This window comes from Pseudoduganella sp. jia 12, assembly GCF_055502675.1.
Genome location: NZ_JBUXKP010000007.1, coordinates 106783 through 130397, shown reverse-complemented (window position 1 = coordinate 130397; position 23615 = coordinate 106783). Strand labels below are relative to the sequence as shown.

Here is a 23615-nt window from a genome sequence, read left to right as displayed (position 1 = left end):
TCGGTAAAAAAGATGGCGTACTAATAAGATTTTTGATTGTTTTGAGAAGGAAGCGATGATGACAAGCGATGCCGCCCTGGTGCTGTTCTCCGGCGGACAGGATTCCACCACTTGCCTGGCCTGGGCCCTGGACCGCTACGAACGGGTCGAAACGATCGGCTTCGACTATGGCCAGCGCCACGCGATCGAGCTGACGATGCGCCCGCAATTGCTGGCAAAACTGCGTGCGCTGCGGCCGGACTGGGATGCGAAGCTGGGCGAGGACCACATGATCGACCTCGGGCTGATTTCGCAGCTGTCGCATACGGCCATGACGGAAGAAATCGAGATCACGATGCAGGCCAATGGCTTGCCGAATACCTTCGTCCCCGGCCGCAACCTGATGTTCATGATGGTGGCGGCCACGCTGGCTTACCGCCGCGGCATGAACGTGCTCGTGGGCGGCATGTGCGAGACGGATTTCTCCGGCTATCCGGACTGCCGCGACGACACGATGAAAGCCTTGCAGGTGGCCCTGAACCTGGGCATGGATACCCGCAGCAAGCTGGAGACGCCGCTGATGTGGCTGGACAAGGCGCAAACGTGGGAGCTCGCCGAAGACCTGGGCGGCCAGGCGCTGGTCGACCTGATCCGCGCCGATACGCACACGTGCTACAAGGGCGAGCGCGGCGAGCTGCATGACTGGGGATACGGCTGCGGCGAATGTCCCGCCTGCGCGCTGCGGGCGCGGGGCTATCACAACTACGTTGCCGGCAAGGCGGCGTAAATGACAAGGGCCGCGATCGCGGCCCTTGCTTTTCGTGCTTGGCGGCTCAGACCGCCGCTTCCTTCATCGCCGCGCGCTGCCGGCCACGGCGATTGAAATACCACACCAGGCCGATGACGATCGCCAGCGGCAGCAGCAGCGGCGACAGTGCGGCGGCCAGCGCCACGCCCACCGCGGCCAGGCCGAACACGACCAGCACGCCCAGCCCGGCAAACAGCAGCCCCACCAGGATGGCCACGCAAAGCACGACGACGGCGCCGACCAGCAACCCGCCGCCCGCCAGCAGCACGCCCAGCACCCAGCCGAACGGCCCGCCGAACTCGTCGCCGTCGACGTTCACGTGGAAGTCATGGCCCCACGGGGAATCGAAGGCATTGCAGGCTGCGATGAACAGCAGTACGAGGATGGTGACGGTGAGAAGCTTCTTCATGTGTGCTCCAGGGGAGTGGCAGTGGCGATGAAGGGACTTTACGCGGGCATGCCTGGAGAAGCGGTGTGAAAGCGACGAACGGTGGAATTGGCGGGGTGAACGGAGAAGAACCGGAGCCAGACCCCAAAACCGGTAACAGACACCAGTTCTTTTGAAACATTCCAAATTAATGGGTGTCTGTCACCGGTTTGTCACCGGTTTGCCCCGGCCGGCCAGGTTAAAAACTGTGCCGCATCCCGAACGACGTGGCCGAAACATGCGCCCCGGCCAGCGAATCCGCCAGCCCCTTCACGCCATTGATCGCGAAGTCGTACGCGGCATTGCCCTCGTTGCGCAGCCGCGTGTGGTACGCATACACGGTGGTGCGCGGCGAGAACGTGTATTCGTAGCCGGCGGTGGCGTGCACGGCGCCCGTGTCGGCGCCGCCGCGCACGAAGCCGACGGTGCCGCTGCCGTGCCCATCGCCGGCCTTGCCCACGCTGGCACGCAGGCCGTGCCGCCCGGCCTGGTGATTCAGCGACACGTACAGCGCGTTGCGCGCCAGCCGGCTGGCGGGCAGCTCATATTCGAGGCGCTCGGCGACCAGTGCCAGCCGGGTGGTGCCGAACAGGTAGCCGACGGCCGCCTTGCTGCCGGTGTCCACGGTGCCGGGGCCGTGGTATTCGTGGTGGCGTTCATGGGCCAGCGCGATGTAGAGCGGGCCTGCGTCATGGATCAGCGCCAGCGACAGCAGCGAGGGCTTTGCCCCGTTCGCCGGGCGCTCTTCCGCCAGGCCGTGCGAGGCACGCAGCGTCCAGCCGCGCCAGCGCGGCGACCACCAGTGCACGCTGTTGGCCTGGCGGCGGTCGAACGATGCCACATCGGTCACGTTGTCCGTCGACGACGCCGCGCCGTTGGCGAGGATGCTCATGTAGCCCGCCGTGGTCGGATAGAACGGATCGAGGCTCGACGTGGCGCCGTTGTATGCCGTGGTCCAGTGGCCGGCGAACACCGTGCCGAACGCGCCTTCGAGCCCCACGCGCGTGTCGCGCCGGGCGATTTCGCCGGCACCGGTATCCGGCGCCAGCGTGCCTTCGACCTGGAACAGCGCCTTCAGGCCGCCGCCCAGGTCTTCGGTGCCCTTGAAGCCCAGCACCGAGCGGTTGTTGACCATGCGTTCGATACGGGCGCCGGGCGCGCGGGCAGATTCCAGCGACACGTTGAGGCGGCCATAGACCTGCACCTGGGCATGGGCGAAGGGTGTGGCCGCGGCACAGGCAGACAGGGTAAAAAGGCGGATCAGGGTGGATGTCTTCATGGCCGCCATTGTCCGGTGGTCCGGCAGGTGCGGCATCCCCCATACGTGGCGGCCCCAGGGCTCCCATTTTTCCCTCCGGAGCTGCTATAGTACTGGTTATTCATACAGTAATTTGCCGAGAGGACCCATGGAAGATCTGATCGAGGAAAAGTTGATGGAACAACAGGAACAAGAGGAACATCGCGGCCAGCACGAAGAGCACGAAGAACCCGAGGATGCGCTGATCCAGGAAGCCCGCGTCTGGCAGGGCCAGGGCTGGACCGCCCGTGTCATCAAGAACGATGACGATGAAGGCTGGGCCGTGGCGATGATCAAGGATGGCGAACCGGAACCGGCGCTGGTGGGCCCGTGGACGATGGGCCGGGACAAGAAAAACCCCAAGCCGCTGGACATCTCCGCTTTCCACACGCTGGTCAAGACCGCCAACGAAGTGATCCGTCGCCATGAGCAGCAACTGCATGCGCGGCTGCACAAATCCGTGCGCGTCACCACGGAAGAGGGGGCGGCGATCACCGTGAAGCTGGTCATCACGCCCGACGAGGATGAACCGTTCGCCACGCTGACCGCCATCGACGAATACGGCGAGGAGCTGGCTTCCGTGCGCACGCGCCCGGATTACCGGCTCTCCGTCACCAGCGCCACCGACTGGATCGAAGGCGGCTACCGCAAGCCATGAAAGCGTAGCCTGCGGATCTGTTGCATTTTGATCCGGGCACTGGCCCGCGGCGAGCGTGCCTGTTATATTTCCTGATTGCATTTATTTACCTCAGGAAATTCGATGGAAGATCGCCTTCGCCGCCTCGAAGCCGTCCAGGCCGTGCTGCTGGAAATCGGGCAGCTGTCCACCCGCTGTACCGATATCGTCCAGTTCCTGCGCGCGGTGCACGGTGCGCTGGGCCGCATCATGTATGCGGCCAATTTCTACGTGGCGCTGAACGACCGCGACGGCGAACCGAACGCGGTGCGCTTCGTGTACTACGTCGACGAAGCCGATGCGTCGCCCGATCCCGATGAAGTGACGCACCTGGCGTCGCCGGACGAGTCGCCCACCGCATGGGTGATCCTGAACCGCCGCTGCCTCGTGATGACGGCGGCCGAACACATCTCGCGCCGGCAAGTGGCCGCCTTCGGCGAAGGCACGGTCGCCGAGCACTGGATCGGCTGCCCGCTGATGGACCAGAATCACCAGCCGCTGGGCGCGATCGTGATCCAGAGCTACGACAGCCGGCATACCTACAGCGAGGAAGACCAGGCGCTGTTCGCGCTGGTCGCGAACCAGGTGTCGTCCGCGCTGCAGGGGCTGCAAAGCATGGACCGGCTGGAGCGCGCCGTGCAGGAACGCACGCTGCGCCTCGACCAGGCCAGGGCGTCGCTGGAACGGCAGAACACGGCGCTGAACGATGCGCTCACGCAGCTGCAGGATGCGCAGTCGGAACTGGTGCGGCAGGAGAAGCTCGCGTCGCTCGGGCGGCTGGTGGCCGGCGTGGCGCACGAGATCAATACGCCGCTGGGTATCTGCGTGACGGCCACGTCGCACCTGGTGCAGGAACTGAAACTGACGCGGGAAGACCTGGCCGAAGGCCGGCTGGACGAGGACGGCCTGAACACGTTCTTCGACACGATCGACCAGTCGCTGCGGATCATGACCTCCAACACCCAGCGTGCCGCGGCGCTCGTGCGCAGCTTCAAGCAGGTGGCGGTGGACCAGTCGTCGGAAAACATCCGCCACTTCAACCTGGCGAAATACGTGGCCGAAGTGCTGCTGTCGCTGCAGCCCAAGCTGAAGGGCAAGCCCGTGAAGGTGGAAGTGGACTGCCCGGCGGACATCCACCTGGACAGCTTCCCCGGCGCCGTGTCGCAGATCGTCACCAACATGATCGAGAACTCGCTCGTGCACGGTTTCGGCGAAGACCAGCCGGGCACGATCCGCATCACCGGCCGCGCCGATGGCGACCACGTCGCGTTCGACTACAGCGACGACGGCATCGGCATGGACCAGGACCTGCTGGGCCAGCTGTTCGACCCGTTCTTCACCACCAAACGCGGCAGCGGCGGTTCGGGGCTGGGCGCGCACATCCTGTACAACCTCGCCACCGGCCCGCTGGGCGGCACCATTAAGGTCAGCAGCGCACCGGGCATGGGCCTGCATTACAAGCTGCGGTTCCCGAGGGACCAGCGCAAGCGCTGACCCAGAACGCCTCCAAGCATGAACTCGTGTCCACCTTGGGGTCAACCCCATTTTCGGACACGGGCTCAACCTTACGACGCCAAGGTGCAGCCGAGCTCGTGTCCACTTTCGGGGTTGACCCCAGGGTGGACACGAACTGAGCCGTAATCGGTCCGGCAGTCCTAGTCCGGCAGCCTTGCCGTAATCGCCAGCGCTTCGTCCACATTCTCGACCAGCAGTTCGACGAACCGCGGATCCAGGTGCTTGCCGGCTACCTCGCGCAGGTGAGCGATCACGCGGTCGACCGGCCAGGCATCCTTGTAGACGCGCTTGTGCATCAGTGCGTCGAACACGTCGGCCACGGCGACGATGCGGGCGTAAAGGTGGATGTCCTCGCCCTTCAGGCCCTGCGGGTAGCCGGTGCCGTCGTATTTTTCATGGTGCTGGTGGGCGATGACGGCGGCGGCCTTCAGGATCGGGCGCTGCGAACCGTCGAGGATCGATGCGCCCACGGCCGGGTGCTGCTTCATGATTTCCCATTCGTGCGCATCGAGCTTGCCGGGCTTGAGCAGCACGGCATCGGGCGTGGCGATCTTGCCGATGTCGTGCATCGGCGCGGCGTGCTTGAGCACCGCCGTTTCCTCCTCCGGCATGCCGGCCGCCGTGGCCAGCAGGTGGCACACTTCGGCCATGCGGCGCACGTGGTTGCCCGCTTCGTGCGAGCGCGATTCAACGACGTCGCCAAGGCGCATGATCAATTCGGCCTGGGTGTCGGTGATCTCCTGGCTCAGCAGGATATTGTCGAAGGCGATCGCCACGTCGCTGCAGAAGATTTCCAGCAGCTTCGTGTCGATCTCGGAAATCTCGTCGACGCCTTTCAGCACCAGCAGCGATGCCTTGCCGCTGTGGTTCGGGAAGTAGCCGACATACGTGTCGCCTTCCAGCTTCGAGATGCGGTTGCGCTCCGCCGCCTGCAACTGGGCGATCAGGTCCGGCGTCAGCAGGGTCTCCTCGCCGATCTGCGCCAGCACCTCGAAATCGCCTTCGCCGGCAATGGCGGTGGCGCCACGCAGGCGCAGCAGCATGCTGTGTTCCAGGCGCAGTAGCGCTACCACCTGTTGCAGCAGGCCGCTGGCGAAGTCCTTCAGGTTGCGCTGCTTGAAGATGTGCGTCGATGCCGCGATGACCCGTTCCAGGCCCTCGCGGTAGTGCACCTGCTGCTGGCGCGCTTCTTCCACTTTCATGATGTCGCGGTAGGCGCGCAGCGCGGCGAACGTGGTCGTGAACAGCTTGGTGCGGTCCAGTTCCGTCTTTTCCTTGTAGTCGTTGATGTCGTAGTCGACGATCACGCGTTCTTCCGGCGCCTGGCCCGGCTGGCCGGTGCGCAGCACGATGCGGGTGAACTGGTTGTCCAGGTCTTGCCGCATCCAGCGCGCCACTTCCAGGCCGCTGTCCTCGCGCTCCATCACCACATCCAGGAACACCAGGGCGATATCTTTTTCGCGCGACAGCACTTCCTTGGCTTGCTGGCCGCTGTATGCATGCACGAACGTCAGGGCACGGCCATCGAGGCGAAAGCGGGCGAGGGTCAGCTTCGTGATGTCATGGATGTCGGGCTCGTCGTCGACCAGCAGGATTTTCCAGGGCGGCAGTTTCGGCGTTGCGGTAGACAGAAAGGACATGGCGACTAATTCACGATAAGGAACAAGGTTCCGCGCATGTTCGGGGCGCGGGCATGCCGATTGTATGCGCCGTCTTGCGTATTAACAACAGGAAATAGAATTTGCGCTACGGCTTTACAACACCGGCCCGTGCCGTTTCTGGCACCGCTCGCACCAGAACGTGCGCCGCTTTGTTTTGCCGAGGTGCGCCTTGTGCAATGCAATATTGCAGCGTGGGCAAATCCGCTTGGTGTGGGCGAGCCAGTGCTGCTTCAGCACGAAGGCCTTTTTCCATTCGAGGAATTCGAAGCTGTACTGGCGCGCTTGCTTCACGAGTTCGCGCAATTTCGCGGCAGGCAGCGCGCCGACCGTGGAAGCCGGATGGATCTTCAGCCGGAACAGCACCTCGTTCTTGATGATGTTGCCCACACCCGAAAATACTGTCTGGTCAAGCAAGGCGTCGCATACCAGGGTATCGGGCATCGCGCGCAATTTCTTCAGCGCCGCAGCCGGCTTCCAGGCATCGGCCATCACGTCCGCCTGCCATTCGTAGGCCTTGTCGAGATCTCCCTCGATCAGCTGCACCGCGCACGTATAGAAATTCAGCTCGCCACCTTCGTCGAATGCCAGCCCCAGCCGCTCGGGGCTGCCTTCCTTGCGTTCGTCGATCCGGTAACTGCCGAACATCAGGAAATGGATGCGGATGGTGAACAGCGGCAGTTCGATGAGGAAATGCTTGCCCCAGGTGCGCAGCGACAGGATCGGCTGGCCGGGCAATTCGTCGAACGGCACCACCTTGCTGTTGCCGTGCGCCGCGGCGATCGTGCGGCCTTCGAACGGCTGCGCCAGTTCTTTCAGGATAACAAGGGAAGGGCCTTCGGGCATGCTGCGCTCCACGTGAAGTCAGGCGTCCAGTGTGTGCCCGCCCCGGCGGAAGCGCAGTTAGGCGACGCACAGAAAACGGTGGTCGGTACCGGAAGCAGGAACAGGGACGGACCGGAGCGCCGTGCCCCCCTACCGCCTCCCTTTTTTGTAGCAACAAAAAAAAGCCGCACACGGCGCGAGCCGGGTGCGGCGAAGGATCGCGCCGTGAGCACGACGCATCAGGACTCCGTTGTGCGGGCTTGCCGCCCGCGGGCCCCCATCAGGAGACGGTCGCCGTGTGGCGAAAGATGCCAGCATGGTAGTTGCGATCTGTTACAAGGTCGTGACAGGGGAAACGATCCATTTACATCATCGGCGTATAGTCAAAGCTTATTTTTGAAAGGAACAGATCATGCGACTGCAAGCACGCACCTGGCTGGCCGCGGCGCTGCTGGCGGCGGCGGGCGCCGCCAATGCCGGCGTCACGGTCGATTACGTGAAGCCGGAAGAATTTCTCGACATGCCGCGCTCGCCGCAAGACCGCGAGCAAGTCCTGAAGGAAATGACCCGGCATTTCAACAAGCTGGCGGAAGACTTGCCTGCCGGGCAAAACCTGAAAATAACCGTGACCGACATCGACCTGGCCGGCCGCGAAGAACCACGCCGCTGGGCGATGGACGACATCCGCATCATGCGCGGCGGTGCCGACTGGCCGACGATGAAGCTCAGCTATACCTTGGAGCAGGACGGGCAGGTCGTGCGCAGCGGCGAGGAATCGCTGAAGAACATGATGTACCAGCAGCGCATCAACCGGCATTTTTCCAGCGATGCGTTGCGTTATGAAAAGCAGATGATCGACGACTGGTTTCAGAAATCAATCGTGGGGTCGCAGGTAAGCAGCAGATGAGCAGCAGATGAGCGGCGGATGCGCGGCAGATGCGCGGCAGGTAGCAAGACCAGCCTGCCGCGGCCGGGCCGGGCAATCCGCCCGGGCCAGCCACCCCGCTTCAGTGCACCCGGCTCAGTGCACTTGACTCAGTCCACCCGGCTCAGTCCACCCAATTTACGCGCGGGAACTTGGCCCGGAAATCGTCGGGCATCGGCACCACTTCCTTCAACCGGTAGTTGAAGAACACAAAGCCGTACTTCGCCATCGCGATCAGCGTGCCGTCGGCCGGGCGGGTGATGCGGAAGATGATGTCGCCGCCATACTTGTTGAAGTCCATCACGCCCACTTCGAACAGCAGCTGGTCGCGGGCATGGGCTTCGGCGCGGTAGGTGGTGGCCAGGTCGGTCACGATGATGCCGCTGCCGTCGCTTTCCGTTTCGCGCACGCCGTATTCATACAGGAACCGCGCGCGTGCCTCGGAGATCATCGAGATCATCGAGTCGTTGGAAAGGTGGTTGCCGTGGTTGATGTCGGTGACGCGCACCGACATCTGCGTCGAGTAATCGAACTGGTCTTCGGGAAATGCGAGCTTGAGTCTGGCCATGGTCAGCGGCGCCCGCGCGGGCGCCCGGAGGTAAAGATTTATTGTAGCGCGCTCGCCGGCGCGGTTAAAGGTTCTCGGAAAGGAACAGCAGCGTATTGCCGTGCGCTTCCACGGCCGAGCGCTGGTGATAGCTGCCCCGATGGGAGCAGTTGAAGCCATGCTCGGCTTCCGGATAGACATGGATTTCCACGTTGTCGCGGTCGCCGAAGCGCTCCGCGATGCTCTTCACGGCCTCCGCCGGGATATGGCTGTCCTTGCCGCCGAAGTGCATCAGCAGCGGGACCGCGACGTTGTCGGCCTTGTCCAGCGCGTTCTGGATGCCGCCGCCGTAATACGCCACGGCCGCGTCGACATTGCCGGCCGCGGCGCTCAGGTAGGACAGCAAGCCGCCGAAGCAATAGCCGATCGATGCCACTTTCTGGTCGCCGGCGATGGCGCGCAGTGCGCGGATCGTCGCGGCCACGTCCGCCACGGCCTTTTGCGTGTCCGTCGCGCCCTTCAGCGCCACGGCCTTCTTCCAGTCCGTTTCGTCGTAGGTCAGCTCGATGTGCGCGCCCTGGCGCCAGAACAGGTCCGGTGCCAGCACCACGTAGCCGTCGGCCGCATATTGCTCGGCCACGCTGCGGATGTGCGCGTTGACGCCGAAGATTTCCTGGATCAGCACGATGCCGGGGCCCGTGCCGCCGCGCGGCAATGCCTGGAAGGCCTGGAAAGTGCCGTCATCGCCCTGAATGTCGATCCATCTCGTATCGCTGTCCAATCTGTTCTCCTGTGTGAGGGGTTGCATGCTGTCCAGCCAATAAGTATAAGCCGGCCAACACATTGCGTGGCGCGCTACAGTCGGGCGTGGAGCTGACTCCAACCGTGCTACTCTTGTCTCCCGTCCAACCTGATTTGCAGAGGTGGCCCGAATTAGTGACAGGACTGTTCATGCGCGGGCCAGGAATGCACGGCGATATGCGCCAGCACTGCTGGCGTTGCTGTGTGGACTCGGCCTGACGGCGCTGCTCTTTGCCGGTATCAGCCGGCTCGAGCAGGACCGCCTCGTGCTCACGTTTACACAACGCGCGCACGTGAGGGTGTTTGCGCTGTCCGAAGGCATCACCAACGTCATCGACAGCCTGCGCAGCGTGAACCAGCTGTTCGCCAGCCAGCCTGCCGTTTCCCGCGATGAATTCCGGCGCTTCGTCGAGCCGCTGGGCAAGCGCTATCCCTTCGTGGTCGGCATCAGCTACCTGCGCTTCATCGACGATGCCGGGCGCCCGGCGTTCGAAGCACGGTTGCGACAAGTCCTGCCCGGGGCGCAAGTGACGGAACTGCGCGGCGATCGCCTGGTGCCGGCTGCGCGGCGCCCACGGTACCGCGTGATCGAGTATGTCGAGCCATTCGGCGCCAACGTGGCCGCGCTGGGCCTGGACACGATGTATTCGGGCGACGAAACCGGCCGCCAGCGCGCCTACGATACCGGCCAGCCAACGGCCAGCCGGCTGACCACGCTGGCACAGCTGCCGCGGCCGCTGCCGGGCATGGTGGTGGCGATGCCCGTGTACCGCTTCGATGCCCCGCTCGACAGCGTGGCCGCTCGGCGCGCGGCGCTGGTGGGGGAGACCTCGGTTGCCATCGATCCGGGTGCGATGGTGGCGCACGTATTGCAGCCGTCCGGGCTGACCCATGCGCTGCGCGCGCGCGACCAGCGCCTGCAGCGGGTGGGGCTGCATGTCTATGCGGATCCGCGTGAGTCGCCGGAAAACCTCGTCCACCACTTGCCGGCGCCGGAACTCGACCAGCCGGCCGTGCTGCCGCCGCTTTCCTGGCTGTATCCGGGCCCCCCCGCGCCGCTGAAGGTCAAGATCGACGTGGCCGGCCGCACCTGGCACGTGGTGGCGGACATGGATGGCAAGGTCGGGCTGGCCGACCACCTGGCATCGCTGTCCGCGCTGGCGCTGGGCGTGGTGATGACCTTGCTGGGCACGGCCTGGGTGCACACGCTGGCCACGCGCAACCGCACGATCCGGGTGCAGGTGGAAGAACGCACCGCCCAGCTGGCCGAGGCGAACCGCTCGCTGCTGCTGCGCGACCGGGCGATCGAATCCTCCACCAACATGATCATGATCGTGGAGGCGGGCGCCGGCAACCCGATCGTGTACGTCAACCCCGCGTTCGAGCACCAGACCGGCTATACGCGCGACGAAGTGCTGGGCCAGGGCCCGCGCCTGCTGTGCCGCGACGACCTGGGCCAGCCGGGCATGCTGTCGATCCGTGCCGCCATCCGCGAGCAGCGCGACGGCCACGCGGTGCTGCGCAATTACCGCAAGGATGGCACCCTGTTCTGGGTTGAAAGTTATGTATCGCCGGTGCGCGACGAGCGCGGCGTGGTCACCCACTTCGTGTCGATCCACTACGACATCACGGCCATGAAGGCCTACGAAACGGAGCTGCAGCACCAGTCCACGCACGATGCGCTGACCGGCCTGCCGAACCGCCAGCTGCTGGTCGAGCGGCTGCACGAGACGATCGGCCAGGCGATGCACGAGGGGCATGGGCTGTGGGTCGTGTCGCTGGACCTGGACCGCTTCAAGTTCACCAACAGCCGGGTGGGTCACCGGGGCGGCGACCGCCTGCTGCAGGTGGTGGCGGCGCGGCTGCAGGCGGTGCTGCGGCCCGGCGACACGCTGGCCCGGCTGGGCGGCGACGAGTTCGCGCTGACGCTGCTGCCGGAGAAGGGCGAGCGGCGTCCGCGTGCCGAGCAGGTGCAGCGGCTGCTGGCCGCGCTGGCCGCGCCGCTCGTGCTCGACGACAAGGAGCAGTTCATTTCCGGCAGCGCCGGCGTGGCCGTCTGCCCCGAGGACGGCACCGACGCGGCCGTGCTGATCGAACGCGCCGATATCGCCATGTTCCGCGCCAAGGAAATGGGCGGCAACAATTACCAGTTCTACACCACGGCCATGCGCGAACGACTGGGTGAACGGGTGCAGATGGAAACGGCGATGCGCCGCGCGCTGGAGCGCCGCGAATTCGTGCTGTATTACCAGCCGCAGGTGGATATCGCCAGCGGGCGCATCGTGGCGATGGAGGCGCTGGTGCGCTGGCAGCATCCCGAACTGGGCATGGTGGCCCCGGCCCGCTTCATTCCGCTGGCCGAGGAAACAGGCATGATCCTGCCGCTCGGGGCATGGGTGCTGGAGAGCGCCTGCCGCCAGCTGGTGGAGTGGCAGAGCGAAGGCCGGGAATACCTGCGCGTGGCCGTCAACGTGTCGGCCCGGCAGATGGCCGAGCAGGATTTCGTGCAGAGCGTGGCGCGCGTACTGGAGGAAACGGGGCTCGATCCGGTATCGCTTGAACTGGAACTGACGGAAAGCGCCGTGATGAACGATGTCGAGCATGCGATCGAGGTGATGCGCGCGCTGAAGGGCCTGGGCGTCAAGCTGGCGATCGACGATTTCGGCACCGGCTACTCGAGCCTGGCGCACCTGAAGCGCTTCGCGGTGGACGTGCTGAAGATCGACCAGGCCTTCGTGCGCGACCTCACGGTGGATCCGGACGACGCCGCGATCGTCACCACGATCATCGCGCTGGCCGCGAACCTGAACCTGCAGGTGATCTCGGAAGGCGTGGAAACGCTCGACCAGCTGTCGTTCCTGCGCGAGCACGGCTGCTCGCAGATGCAGGGCTACTACTTCAGCCGCCCAGTGCCGGCCACCGCCATCGGCACCGTGCTGGACGAGAACGAAGCCCAGCTCGCCGCCGGCAGCGGCGCCCCGCTGGGCGTGGCCACCTGACAAAACTGGGGACGTACCGGAACGCCGGACCGCCCTGTTTCAGGGCAACTATTCAAGGCATATTTCTTGAAAACCAGGGTACGTCCCCAGTTTGTTCATTGGGAAAGCGCGCCCAGCAACGCCTTGTGGAACCCGGCCGGATCCTCGATCTGCGGCGCGTGCCCCATGCCGGGGAACTCGATTAGTTTCGCCCCCGGGATGCGCTTGACGGTTTCCTTGCCCAGCACCTTGTAGTTGCCGATCTTCGCCTTCACTTCCGGCGGCGCGATGTCGCTGCCGATGGCGGTGGTATCGCCGTCGCCGTTCATGAGGATCGTGGGTACCTTCAGTTGCGGGAACTCGTGGACCACCGGCTGCGTGTAGATCATGTCGTAGATCAGCGCCGAATTCCACGCCACCAGCCGCTGGCCGGAGCCGGCATTCAGGCCGGCCAGCATGTCCACCCATTTTTCATATTCGGGCTTCCAGCGGCCCATGTAGTACGTGTTCTTTTCATACGTGCGCACGCCGTCGGCCGTCAGCTTCAGCTCGCGCTCGAACCACTGGTCCACGGTGCGGTAGGGCACGCCGAGCTGCTTCCAGTCTTCCAGGCCGATCGGATTGACCATCACCAGATGCGACACATTCTGCGGATACATCAGCGCGAAGCGGGTGGCCAGCATGCCGCCGGTCGAGTGGCCCACCAGGACCACCTTGTCGACGCTGACTTTCTTCAGCAGTTCCATCGTGTTGGTGGCCAGCTGCTGGAAGCTGTACTGGTAGTGGGGCGGCTTGGTGGAGGCGCAGAAACCCACCTGGTCCGGCACCACCACGCGGTAGCCGGCCTGCGACAGCGCGGCGATCGTGCCTTCCCACGTGGCGCCGCAGAAGTTCTTGCCGTGCATGAGCACCGCCGTGCGACCGTTCGCCTTGCCGGCGGGTTTGACGTCCATGTAGGCCATCTGCATCGTCTGGCCCTGCGAATTGAAGCGGAAGTGCTGGACGGGATACGGATAGCGGAAGCCCTGCAGTTCGGGGCCATAGGCGGCACCCGCAGCCGCGGCGGCGCCGGGCAGGGCGCTGGCGCCGAGCGCCAATGCCAGGAGAATCGAAGTCGACAGTTTGGACATGCGTAGTTCCTGCAAATAAGCTGCGAAATAAAATGGGTCAATGCTGGCCGCTTGCCCTTGGCAGGGGCCCGCAACCGGTGAATATAGCGGAAAAACGGCTGAGCTGACGCCGGTCGGCCGTCATCCGTGAGACGGCCTGCGCGCGGACAGGGTAAACTACGGCCTTTCCTGTCGCATTGGGCGATTCGAACAATAACTTATCGCGAGTGCCGCAATGACCGCTACACCCCTGCTATTTTCCGACCTGAACCTGTCCGCCCCGCTGCTGAAAGTCTTGAGCGACGTGGGCTACGAAGCGCCTTCGCCGATCCAGGCGCAGACGATCCCCCACCTGATGGCCAACCGCGACGTGCTCGGCACCGCGCAAACCGGCACCGGCAAGACCGCCGCGTTCGCGCTGCCGATCCTGTCGCGCCTCGATATCCGCCAGACCGCGCCCCAGGCGCTGGTGCTGGCGCCCACGCGCGAACTGGCGATCCAGGTGGCCGAAGCATTCCAGCGCTATGCCGCCAACATCCCGAACTTCCACGTGCTGCCGATCTACGGCGGGCAGAGCTACGGCCCGCAGCTGTCCGCGCTGCGCCGCGGCGTGCACGTCGTCGTCGGCACGCCGGGGCGCGTGATCGATCACCTGGACAAGGGCTCGCTCGACCTGTCGAAGCTGAAGACGCTGGTGCTGGACGAGGCCGACGAGATGTTGCGCATGGGCTTCATCGACGATGTCGAGCGCATCCTGAAGGAAACGCCCGCATCGCGCCAGACCGCGCTGTTCTCGGCCACGATGCCGTCCGCGATCCGCCGCATCGCCAACACCTACCTGCGCGACCCGGCCGAAATCACCGTGGCCGCGAAGACCACCACGTCCGAAAACATCACCCAGCGCTACTGGCTCGTTTCCGGCATGCACAAGCTCGATGCGCTGACCCGCATCCTCGAGGCGGAGCCGTTCGACGGCATGATCATCTTCAACCGCACGAAGCTGGGCACCGAGGAACTGGCCGAGCGCCTGTGCGCCCGCGGCTTCTCGGCCGCCGCGATCAACGGGGACATGCAGCAGGCCGCGCGCGAGCGCACCATCGGCATGCTCAAGGAAGGCAAGATCGACATCCTGGTGGCCACCGACGTGGCCGCGCGCGGGCTGGACGTGGAACGCATCAGCCACGTCGTCAACTATGACGTGCCGTACGATGCCGAAAGCTACACGCACCGTATCGGCCGCACCGGCCGGGCCGGGCGCAGCGGCGAGGCGATCCTGTTCATCACCCCGCGCGAGCGCAACCTGCTCAAGACCATCGAACGCGCCACGCGCCAGCCGATCAAGCAGATGGACCTGCCCACGCTGCAGGCGGTCAACGACGTGCGCATCTCGCGGTTCAAGGACCAGATCACGGCCACCCTGGCCGAAGGCGGCCTGGAACAATTCCAGTCGCTGATCGCCGATTACGAACGCGAGCACGATGTGCCGGCCAACGAGATCGCCGCCGCGCTGGCCATGATGGCACGCGGGAATTCGCCGCTGCTGCTGGACAAGAAGGCGGAAAAGGGCTGGCACGAAGATGGCCGGCCGGCCGCTCCACAGCGCGAAGAACGCGCACCACGCGCCGATCGTGGCGACCGTGGCGATCGCGGCGATCGCGGCGACCGGTTCGAGCGTCCGGAACGCGGCGAACGCCCGGCTTACCCGAAAAAGGAGCGCATTGCCCGCGAACCCGAGCCGGGCATGGCCACGTACCGCATCGAAGTGGGCTACGAGGATGGTGTGAAGCCGGGCAATATCGTTGGCGCGATTGCCAACGAAGGCGGCGTCGACTCGAAATTCATCGGCCGCATCGAGATCTTCGAGGATTACACGGTGCTCGACATGCCCGCCGACCTGGCGCCGGACGTGCTGGACACGCTGACCCAGGTGCGCGTGGCTGGCCGGCCGATGCGCATCCGCCGCGACGGCGAACCGGCTGCCCAGGCTGCCGCCCCGGCAGCGAAACCCGCGCCAAAAGCCAAAGTGGAGCGCGAGGAACGGCCGGTGGCGCCGAAAGCCCCGCGCGAGGAACGGCCCGTGGCACCGAAAGGCCTGGATGCCGTGGTGGCCGATGCCGTCAGCGAGGACGAAACCCCGAAGAAAAAGAAGCGCGAGCGGGCACAGGATGGCCTGGCCATGCGCGCCTATCGCATCGAAGTGGGCACCCAGCACGAGGCCACCCCATCGAACATCGTTGGCGCGATCGCCAATGAAAGCGGGCTGGAAGCGCGCTATATCGGCCGCATCGAGATCTTCGAGGACCACACGGTGCTCGAAATGCCGGACGGCATGCCGGACGAGATCTTCAAGCACCTGGGCAAGGTTTGGGTGGGCGGCCAGCAGCTGAAGATCAGCAAGGCCGATGCGATGCCGCCGCTGTCCGGCAAGCACACCCCGCCGAAGAAGCCCGCCGCCAAGGCTGCCAAGCCGAAGGCCAAGCGCTGATCTGCTGCACGGCTGCTGCACGGCCGCGGTGCCGTGCGTGCACCACAAGAATGCCGGGCGTGCGCCGTTGTACCGCACGCTCGGCATTTCAGGGCTGAAATGCTTCCAAATGCCCGCCATCAGGCTGGCCCGGTAATTGCATAGACATCCTTATTTACTTCTCTTGACCGGGGAGGGCGGATGTTGCATACCTTACTGCGAAACGATTTACTTCAATACACCGCGCCGCGCCGGCGCACGGTGCGCGTGCTGTGGATCGATCCGGCGCGTACGCTGGCCTGGCTGTTCGACATGGATGGCAAGGGCTGCGACGTGGAACGGGCACGGATGGTGGACCTGGAAGCGGACTTGGCCCTGGGCCGGGCGCTTCGCCTGGCCGACGACCCATGGCTCGTGTTGGCCGACCAGGAAACCATCAAGCCGGGCCACCTGGCCCTGCGCGAACGGGCCTGGGCCATCGTGGCGGCGCTGACGGCCGACGAACCCGGCATCTACGAGCCGCGCCGGCGTGGCCAGATGATCGCCGACTACACGGCACGCCATGGCGTGTCCCACCCCACCATCTACCGCTACCTGCGCCGCTACTGGCAGCGCGGGCAAACGCCGAACGCGCTGCTGCCGGATTATTCGAACAGCGGCGCGCGCGGCAAGACGCGCTCCTCCACCGCCGGCATCAAGCGCGGCCGGCCGCGTCGCGACGGCGCACCGCCCGGCATCAATGTCGACGAACCGATGCGCCGCGTGTTCCGTGTGGCCGCGGCCACCTATACCGGCACGCGTTTTTCGCGGCGCGGCGCCTACGAGACGATGCTGCGCGAGTTCTTCTGCGAACGCCGCGTGATGCCCGAGACACTGCAAGTGGTGCGGGCCGGTGCCTGCGACGCGATACCCAGCTTCGGGCAATTCAACTACTGGCTCGACCAGGGCCGCATCCTGCGGCCCGCGCCACGGCCGCTGCCGCTGCCGCCGCACGCGCTGGTGAATGTCGAGGGCCGCCCCGGTGCCGCGTTCCAGGTGGCCGCCGTGCGGGCCGATGTGCAGTTGGTGGCCGGTGGCGAACGGCGCCGCCTGGCCGGACGGCCCGTCATCTATCTCGTCAGCGACATGTTCAGCGGCATGGTCACGGGCTTCTACGTCAGCCTGGAAGCGCCGGCATGGCGGCATGCGCTGATGGCGCTCGCCAACTGCGCCGCGGACAAGCCACGCCAGGCCTTGCGCCACGGCCGTGCGATCGCCGCGCAGGACTGGCCCTGCCGCCACCTGCCGGAACGCCTGCTGGTGCCTGGCGCGCTGGCCGGCGGCGATGGCGGCCGCGCGCTGCAGGACAATTTCGGCGTGCGCTGCCTGACCGGCATCCCGGCCGAGGTGCCGGCAAGGGCCGCGCTGGAGCGCCGCTTCGGGCTGCTGCGCGCGGATGCCCCGGCCATGTCGCCCGCGGCGCCTGCTGACCTGGGGCCGCTGGACGGAGCACTCGGCATCCATCAGTTCCGCCGCCTCGTCATCGACGCGATCCTCGAACACAACCTGCAGGGCACCGGAGATGGACCGGCACCTTTGCAGCTGTGGGACTGGGGAGCCCGCGAACGGGGTGCCGCGCTGAAGCAGTATGCCGAAGACGTGGTGCACTGCGCGCTGCTGCCGCTGCACGATGCGCTGGTGACCGAGGAAGGGATCAGCCTGGACGGCCAGTTGTACACCTGTGCCAAGGCGGTGGAAGAGCGCTGGTTCGAGCGCGCCCGCCAGCGCGGCCGCTGGGTCGTGCGCCTGGCCTACGACGAACTCGGCGAACACCCGGGCGACCGCGTGTACCTGCCCGATCCGGCCGCGCCGATGCGCTTCCATGCCTGCCAGCCGGTGCTGCGCGGCCCCGCCGCCGCACAGCCGTTCACCCGGCCGGATTCCCCGCTGCGCCGTACACAGCCTACGAGCCAGTACCCGAGCTTCGAACGCATCGTCGCCGGCTTCGTCACCTGATTTCCTTCACCCTCGTTGTATTTTTGGCGCGCCACCCGGCGCGCCTTTTTTTTGCGCTTTCGCCATGCCCGAGCCCGTGTCCCGGTGCCTGGCACGGGGACACGGGCTCATCCATTGCTTCGGTGCCGTGCTGTAGCAAGTTTCGCCTGCCTTCGCCATGCCCGAGCCCATGTCCCGGTGCCTGGCAGTCGGAGCATGCTCCGACAACACGGGCTCAGCCATTGCTGCAGTGCCGTGCGGCAGTAAATTTTCGATGCGTCGCCATGGTGCACTGCGCAATGCCGCACGGACTTTGCTGCAGCGCCGTCCGCCAAACAATGTATGACGCCGGCAGTGCCGTTCTCCCCGGCCGGTCGCGTCGGGCAGCGGCAGCAGGCTCGTTGCCGAAACCACTTCATTCGCGTCGTCAAAAAGAGTGCTTACCAAACAGGCAATGGCATGCCGATTGCTAGATACCTCCATGCAAGCATGTTCATCAACGAAAGAAGGAGCAGCGATGAAGAGTGGATTGACGAAAGCCCTGACGCGGCGTGATTTCCTTTACCGTGCAGCCGCGGTGGGCGGCACGGGCCTGCTGCTGAACGCGATGAATTCCTGGGGCATGGGGATCGCGTCGACGATGTCCGGGCCGCCGGCGCTGGCGGGCAGCGGCAAGGGCAAGTCGGTGGTGATCCTGGGCGCCGGGCTGGCGGGCATGACGGCCGCGTACGAGATGGCGAAGCTGGGCTACCGAGTGCAGGTGCTGGAAGCGCGTGGCTTCGCCGGTGGCCGCTGCCAGACGGCCCGCGGCGGTTTCGAACTGACGGAGCTGGGCGGCGAAACGCAGCGCTGCAGTTTCGACAAGGGCCAGTACATCAACCACGGCCCCTGGCGCATCCCGCTGCACCACCAGTCCACGCTGCACTACACGCGCCAGTTCGACGTGCCGCTGGAAGTAATGGTGAACGATAATGACCATTCGTTCGTCTACCTGGAAAACGGCGGCCCGCTGGCGAAGCAGCGCCTGCGCCCCGCGCAGATCAAGGCCGACATGCGGGGACATGTGGCCGAGCTGCTGGCCAAGTCGGTGCAGGACCGCCAGCTCGACAAGACCCTCTCCAGCGACGACCAGCGCGCGCTGCTCGACTACCTGAAGCATGAAGGCCACCTGGAAGCGGGCGACCTCAGCTATAAAGGCCGCAGCGGCCGCGGCTTCGCCGTGAATCCGGGCGCCGGCGTGAGCCCCGGGCCGGGCGCGTTCTCCGACCCGCTGGCCTTCCATGACCTGCTGGCTTCGGGCGTGGGGAAGATCTACAGCGCCGTGCAGGATTATCCGATGCAGAACACGATGTTCCAGCCGGTAGGCGGCATGGATGCGATCGCGAAGGCGTTCGAGAAGCGCGTGGGGCGCCACATCCGCTACAACGCCGAAGTGCAGAAGATCAGCCACGGCGAGAACAACGTGACGGTCGCCTTCAAGGACACGAAGACCGGCAAGGAAAGCGCGGTCACGGCCGATTTCTGCCTGTGCACCATGCCGCTGTCCACGCTGCGCATGGTCGACACCGATTTCTCCGACGGCTTCAAGGCCGCGATCAAGTCGGTGGCCTATGCGCCGGTAGGCAAGATCGGCCTGCAGATGAAGCGCCGCTTCTGGGAAGAGGATGACCACATCTACGGCGGCCACGTGCTGACCGACATGAAGGGCATCAATACGATCTCGCTGCCGTCCACCAGCTGGCAAAAGAAGAAGGGCGTGGTGCTGGGCTACTACAACTACCAGACCGCGGCGATCGAGGTCAGTGGCCTGAGCCCGGCCGAGCGCGCCGAGTTCGCACTGGCCGCCGGCGAAAAGATCTTCCCGGCCTACCGCGACGCGTTCGACAGCGCCTTCTCCGTGGCCTGGCACCGCGTGCAGTACAACCTGGGCGGCTGGGCCGAGTGGAACGACGACAGCCGCAAGAACGCCTATCCGGTGCTGCTCGAGGGCGAAGGCCGCGTGCTGCTGGCCGGTGAACACCTCTCGTACCTGACCGGCTGGCAGGCCGGCGCCATCGAATCGGCGTGGCAGCAGATGGCGCGCATCCATGAAAGGGCCATGGCATGAGCCGGCATTTTTCCGCCCTGATGGCCCTGGTCGGCTTCGCGGCCGCCGCGCCGCTGCACGCAAGCGCCACCGACGGCAAGGCCATTTACCAGAAGAATTGCGCCGCCTGCCACATGGCCACCGGCAAGGGCATTCCCGGCGCGTTCCCCGCGCTGGCCGGTAACGCGTTCGTGCAGGGGCCTGCGAAAGACCCGGCCACGGTGCTGCTGAAAGGCCGCGGCGGCATGCCGGATTTTTCGCAGAGCCTCACCGATGGCGATATCGCCGCCGTGCTCACGTATGCCCGCTCCAGCTGGGGCAACAAGGCGGAGGGCCTGTCCGACAAGGACGTGGCTGCGCTGCGCACCGAGATTTCGGCCGAGCTGTTCTCGGCCGGCCAACTGTCCAACAAACACTGAAAGAGAGCCTTCATGAAACAGCACTTCGCCTCCGTTCTCCTGATGGCCGCCGCCATCGCCACCACGTTCGCGACCACCGCGGCCAAGGCGCAGGACATTGTCCGCCACAAGATCCCCGGCTCGGATTTCCCGATCGCACAAGCCGTGACGATCCCGCCGGCGGCCACGATCCACTTCATCAGCGGCCAGGTGCCGCCGATGATCGACAAGTCCGCCAACCCCGACACGATCGCCGCCTACGGCGACACGAAAACGCAGACCGTGGGCGTGCTGAAGAAGATCGAGGAAATCCTGAAAGGCATGAACCTCACGATGGGCGACGTGGTGAAGATGCAGGTGTTCCTGGTGGGCGATCCGTCGAAGGGCGGCCGGGCCGACACCAAGGGTTTCATGGAAGGCTACACGCAATTCTTCGGCGGCCCGCAGCCGAACCTGCCCGCCCGCGCCGTGATGCAGGTGGCGGGACTGAACTCCGCCGGCTGGCTGGTCGAGATCGAGGTCGTCGCCGCCAAAAAATAGACGCCTGAACCCGCATAAGGGCTAAAGGCCCTGGGGAAGCTGCCGGCATCCGTGCCGGCGGGAGGACCCTTTACGCCCGTTTTTCGCCGCACCCGTTTTTCCATCTTCACTACAAGAAAAGGAATCACCATGCACAAGGCCATCATCACATCGGGCGCCGCCGCCATGCTGCTGCACACCGGACTGGCGTTCGCCGCCGAGCCGGGCGGCGCACCGGAGCCCGAACCGCAAGCGGAAAACATGGCCGGTGCCGCCGGCGCGCCCGTATCGATGGGCGCGGTGATCGTCACCGGCACCCGCGCCAGCGGCCTGAAGGCGGAAAACAGCGCGTCGCCGATCCAGGTGCTGGATGCGGCCTCGCTGCAGCGCACCGGCCAGCCGGACCTGATCCAGGCCATCGCCCAGAACATCCCGTCGTTCACCGCGCAGGCGTTCGGCGGCGACACGGCGAACCTCACGCTGTCGGCACGGCTGCGCGGCCTGTCGCCGAACAACACACTGGTGCTGGTGAACGGCAAGCGGCGCCACGGCACCGCCAACCTGGCCGTGCTGGGTGGCCCGTACCAGGGCGGTGCCGCGGCCGACCTGAACTACATTCCGGTGGCCGCGATCGACCACATCGAAGTGCTGCAGGATGGCGCCGCCGCGCAATACGGTACCGACGCGATTGCCGGCGTGGTCAACATCATCCTGAAATCGAACAACCGCGGCGTGTCCGGCAACGTGAACGGCGGCGCCTATGTCGACGGTGGCGGCCACACTGGCGACGGCACGGCCAACATCGGCTTTGCGCCCAACGACAAGTCGTTCATCAGCATCACGGGCGAATCGCGCTACCACGGCTACAGCAACCGCGGTGCGGTCGATCCGCGCCTGACGGCGCCGCAGAACATCGCCGCCATGCCGCTGCTGCAGATACCGGGCTACCCGAACCTGAACCGGATCGCCGGCGATGCGCAGTACCACCTGAACACGCTGGCGCTCAACGCGGGCTACGACATCGACGACGACACGTCGCTGTACGCCTTCGCCACATGGGGCAAGAAGGAAGCGCGGGCCTATGAAAACTACCGAATGCCGAACCGGCTGCCGGAGGTATATCCGTTCGGCTTCAGTCCGAAGGAAACGATGAAGGAGATCGACTACGCCTTCACGGCCGGCGCGCGCGGCAAGTTCGGCGCCGCGTGGAACTGGGAAGTGTCGACCACCTATGGGCGCGACAAGGCGGAAATCGGCGTGATCGATTCGGCCAACGTGTCGCTGTACCGCGATACCGGCTTCACGCCGACCGTGTTCCATGCCGGCACGTTCGTCGCCAGCCAGTGGACCAACAACTTCGACGTCTCCCGCGAAATCGACATGGGCTGGGCGAAGCCGTCGACGTTCGCGATGGGCTTCGAGCACCGCATCGATGAATACGAGATCCAGGCCGGCGACGAATACTCGCGCTACAAGGAGGGCTCGCAATCGTATCCCGGCTTTTCGCTGACGGACGCCGGCAAGCATGACCGCAACAACAAGGCGATCTACGCGAACTTCATCACGTTCCCGATCGCCGGCCTGACGGTCGACCTGGCGGCGCGTTATGAACACTTCAGCGACTTCGGCAATGCGAAAGTGGGCAAGCTGACGAGCCGCTACGACTTCACGCCCACGGTCGCGCTGCGCGGCACCTACTCGAACGGCTTCCGGGCACCGACGCTGGCCGAATCGTACTACTCGGCCACCAACGTGAGCCCCACCAGCGCGTTCGTGCAGCTGGCGCCGAATTCGGCGGGTGCGACGCTGGTCGGCATCGACGGCCTGAAGCCGGAAGCGTCGACGAACCTCTCCGCGGGCATCGTGTTGAACCCCGCGAACAATGTGTCGATCACGCTGGACGCCTACCAGATCAAGATCCGCGACCGCATCGTGGGCTCGGGTTCCGTGTACGGCTCCGGCGGCGCGGTGAACTCGCCGGCGGTGGTGGCGGCGATCCTCGCCAATGGCAACGTGCTCGATCCCACCGTCAGCGAAACGGGCATCAACATCTTCACCAACGCCGTCAATACCCGCTCGCGCGGGCTGGAGCTGGTGGCCACCGTGAACAGCAACTACGGCACGTATGGCCGCGTGGACTGGTCGCTGGCGGCCAACTGGAACCAGGTGCGCGTAACGAAGATCAACCAGGCGCCGGCGCAGCTGCAACCGCAAACGCTGCTGGACCGCACGGCGATCTCGAACCTGGAAACGGCATCGCCGCGCACCCGCGTGAACCTGGGCGCCTTATGGCGCGTGGGCGACTGGACGATCAACCTGCGTGAGGCGCTGTACGGCAAGTCGTATGTATGGGATTCGCCGGATGGCGGCACCTACTTCAAGAACGAGATCGGCAATGCCGCGATCACGGACCTGGAGGTGAGCTACAAGCTGAACCCGAACTGGACGCTGTCGGCCGGTGCCAACAACCTGTTCAACAAATATCCGGACAAGGTGAACGCGGAACTGGCCGCCGCCTATCGCGACCGGCTGGACACGGCGGCCGTGACGCAGTACCCGTCGTTCTCGCCGTTCGGCATCAACGGCGGCTATTACTACGCACGCGCCAGCTTCAAGTACTGATGTGGCG

Annotated in this window: 18 protein-coding genes; 11 read left to right on the top strand and 7 right to left on the bottom strand. The window is 65.4% G+C overall.

The genetic code is table 11. The features are described 5' to 3' along the window. Positions 1 to 55: 55 nt before the first annotated feature. Positions 56 to 766, top strand: a complete 711-nt coding sequence (queC, locus tag ACY65G_RS16905; RefSeq protein WP_464998487.1) for a 7-cyano-7-deazaguanine synthase QueC — start codon at positions 56 to 58, stop codon at positions 764 to 766. A gap of 46 nt (positions 767 to 812) precedes the next feature. Here queC and ACY65G_RS16900 read toward each other — a convergent pair whose 3' ends face one another. Further along, complete coding sequence (locus tag ACY65G_RS16900) at positions 813 to 1196, bottom strand: hypothetical protein (RefSeq protein ID WP_464998486.1); 384 nt, start codon at positions 1194 to 1196, stop codon at positions 813 to 815. 217 nt (positions 1197 to 1413) lie between these two features. Further along, positions 1414 to 2493, bottom strand: a complete 1080-nt coding sequence (locus ACY65G_RS16895; RefSeq protein ID WP_464998485.1) for a porin — start codon at positions 2491 to 2493, stop codon at positions 1414 to 1416. A gap of 154 nt (positions 2494 to 2647) precedes the next feature. On the opposite strand from ACY65G_RS16895, the gene ACY65G_RS16890 reads away from it, so the two are divergent. Both ACY65G_RS16890 and ACY65G_RS16885 read left to right on the top strand, forming a co-directional pair. Further along, positions 2648 to 3169: a hypothetical protein gene (locus tag ACY65G_RS16890; RefSeq protein WP_464998708.1), complete on the top strand. Its 522-nt coding sequence runs from the start codon at positions 2648 to 2650 to the stop codon at positions 3167 to 3169. A gap of 102 nt (positions 3170 to 3271) precedes the next feature. Further along, positions 3272 to 4681, top strand: coding sequence for an ATP-binding protein (locus ACY65G_RS16885; protein ID WP_464998484.1), 1410 nt, complete (start codon positions 3272 to 3274; stop codon positions 4679 to 4681). A gap of 161 nt (positions 4682 to 4842) precedes the next feature. On the opposite strand, the gene ACY65G_RS16880 is transcribed toward ACY65G_RS16885, so the two are convergent. Continuing rightward, complete coding sequence (locus tag ACY65G_RS16880; protein ID WP_464998483.1) at positions 4843 to 6342, bottom strand: HD domain-containing phosphohydrolase; 1500 nt, start codon at positions 6340 to 6342, stop codon at positions 4843 to 4845. A 114-nt stretch (positions 6343 to 6456) separates the two neighbouring features. Beyond that, complete coding sequence (locus ACY65G_RS16875; protein ID WP_464998482.1) at positions 6457 to 7206, bottom strand: DNA-formamidopyrimidine glycosylase family protein; 750 nt, start codon at positions 7204 to 7206, stop codon at positions 6457 to 6459. Between the two features lie 391 nt (positions 7207 to 7597). Here ACY65G_RS16875 and ACY65G_RS16870 point away from each other — a divergent pair, with 391 nt between their 5' ends. Beyond that, the gene (locus ACY65G_RS16870) at positions 7598 to 8092 is read left to right on the top strand and encodes a DUF3016 domain-containing protein (RefSeq protein ID WP_464998481.1); all 495 of its coding nucleotides are present in this window, start codon (positions 7598 to 7600) and stop codon (positions 8090 to 8092) included. A 142-nt stretch (positions 8093 to 8234) separates the two neighbouring features. On the opposite strand, the gene ACY65G_RS16865 is transcribed toward ACY65G_RS16870, so the two are convergent. Together ACY65G_RS16865 and ACY65G_RS16860 are read right to left on the bottom strand one after the other, a co-directional pair. Next, complete coding sequence (locus ACY65G_RS16865; protein WP_464998480.1) at positions 8235 to 8678, bottom strand: thioesterase family protein; 444 nt, start codon at positions 8676 to 8678, stop codon at positions 8235 to 8237. Between the two features lie 64 nt (positions 8679 to 8742). Further along, positions 8743 to 9465: a dienelactone hydrolase family protein gene (locus tag ACY65G_RS16860; RefSeq protein WP_464998479.1), complete on the bottom strand. Its 723-nt coding sequence runs from the start codon at positions 9463 to 9465 to the stop codon at positions 8743 to 8745. A gap of 190 nt (positions 9466 to 9655) precedes the next feature. Between ACY65G_RS16860 and ACY65G_RS16855 the strand changes: the two genes are divergently transcribed. Next, entirely contained in the window at positions 9656 to 12457 is a 2802-nt protein-coding gene (locus ACY65G_RS16855) for a bifunctional diguanylate cyclase/phosphodiesterase (RefSeq protein WP_464998478.1), read from the top strand. Positions 12458 to 12552: 95 nt separating this feature from the next. On the opposite strand, the gene ACY65G_RS16850 is transcribed toward ACY65G_RS16855, so the two are convergent. Beyond that, positions 12553 to 13566, bottom strand: coding sequence for an alpha/beta fold hydrolase (locus ACY65G_RS16850; RefSeq protein WP_464998477.1), 1014 nt, complete (start codon positions 13564 to 13566; stop codon positions 12553 to 12555). Between the two features lie 214 nt (positions 13567 to 13780). Between ACY65G_RS16850 and ACY65G_RS16845 the strand changes: the two genes are divergently transcribed. From ACY65G_RS16845 to ACY65G_RS16820, 6 genes are all read left to right on the top strand, one after another. Next, positions 13781 to 16030 (top strand): DEAD/DEAH box helicase, encoded by a 2250-nt coding sequence (locus tag ACY65G_RS16845; protein WP_464998476.1) that lies wholly within the window; start codon positions 13781 to 13783, stop codon positions 16028 to 16030. Positions 16031 to 16210: 180 nt separating this feature from the next. Continuing rightward, complete coding sequence (locus tag ACY65G_RS16840; protein WP_464998475.1) at positions 16211 to 18004, top strand: Mu transposase C-terminal domain-containing protein; 1794 nt, start codon at positions 16211 to 16213, stop codon at positions 18002 to 18004. Between the two features lie 496 nt (positions 18005 to 18500). Next, a complete protein-coding gene (locus tag ACY65G_RS16835) occupies positions 18501 to 20090 on the top strand; it encodes a flavin monoamine oxidase family protein (protein WP_464998474.1) in 1590 nt (529 codons plus the stop codon). Next, positions 20087 to 20488, top strand: a complete 402-nt coding sequence (locus ACY65G_RS16830) for a c-type cytochrome (protein ID WP_464998473.1) — start codon at positions 20087 to 20089, stop codon at positions 20486 to 20488. Before ACY65G_RS16835 ends, ACY65G_RS16830 begins: the two co-directional genes overlap by 4 nt. A gap of 12 nt (positions 20489 to 20500) precedes the next feature. Further along, positions 20501 to 21007 carry a RidA family protein gene (locus tag ACY65G_RS16825; protein ID WP_464998472.1) on the top strand — a complete coding sequence of 169 codons (507 nt, stop codon included), beginning with the start codon at positions 20501 to 20503 and terminating at the stop codon, positions 21005 to 21007. A gap of 129 nt (positions 21008 to 21136) precedes the next feature. After that, entirely contained in the window at positions 21137 to 23608 is a 2472-nt protein-coding gene (locus ACY65G_RS16820) for a TonB-dependent receptor plug domain-containing protein (protein ID WP_464998471.1), read from the top strand. The last annotated feature ends 7 nt before the right edge of the window (positions 23609 to 23615 follow it).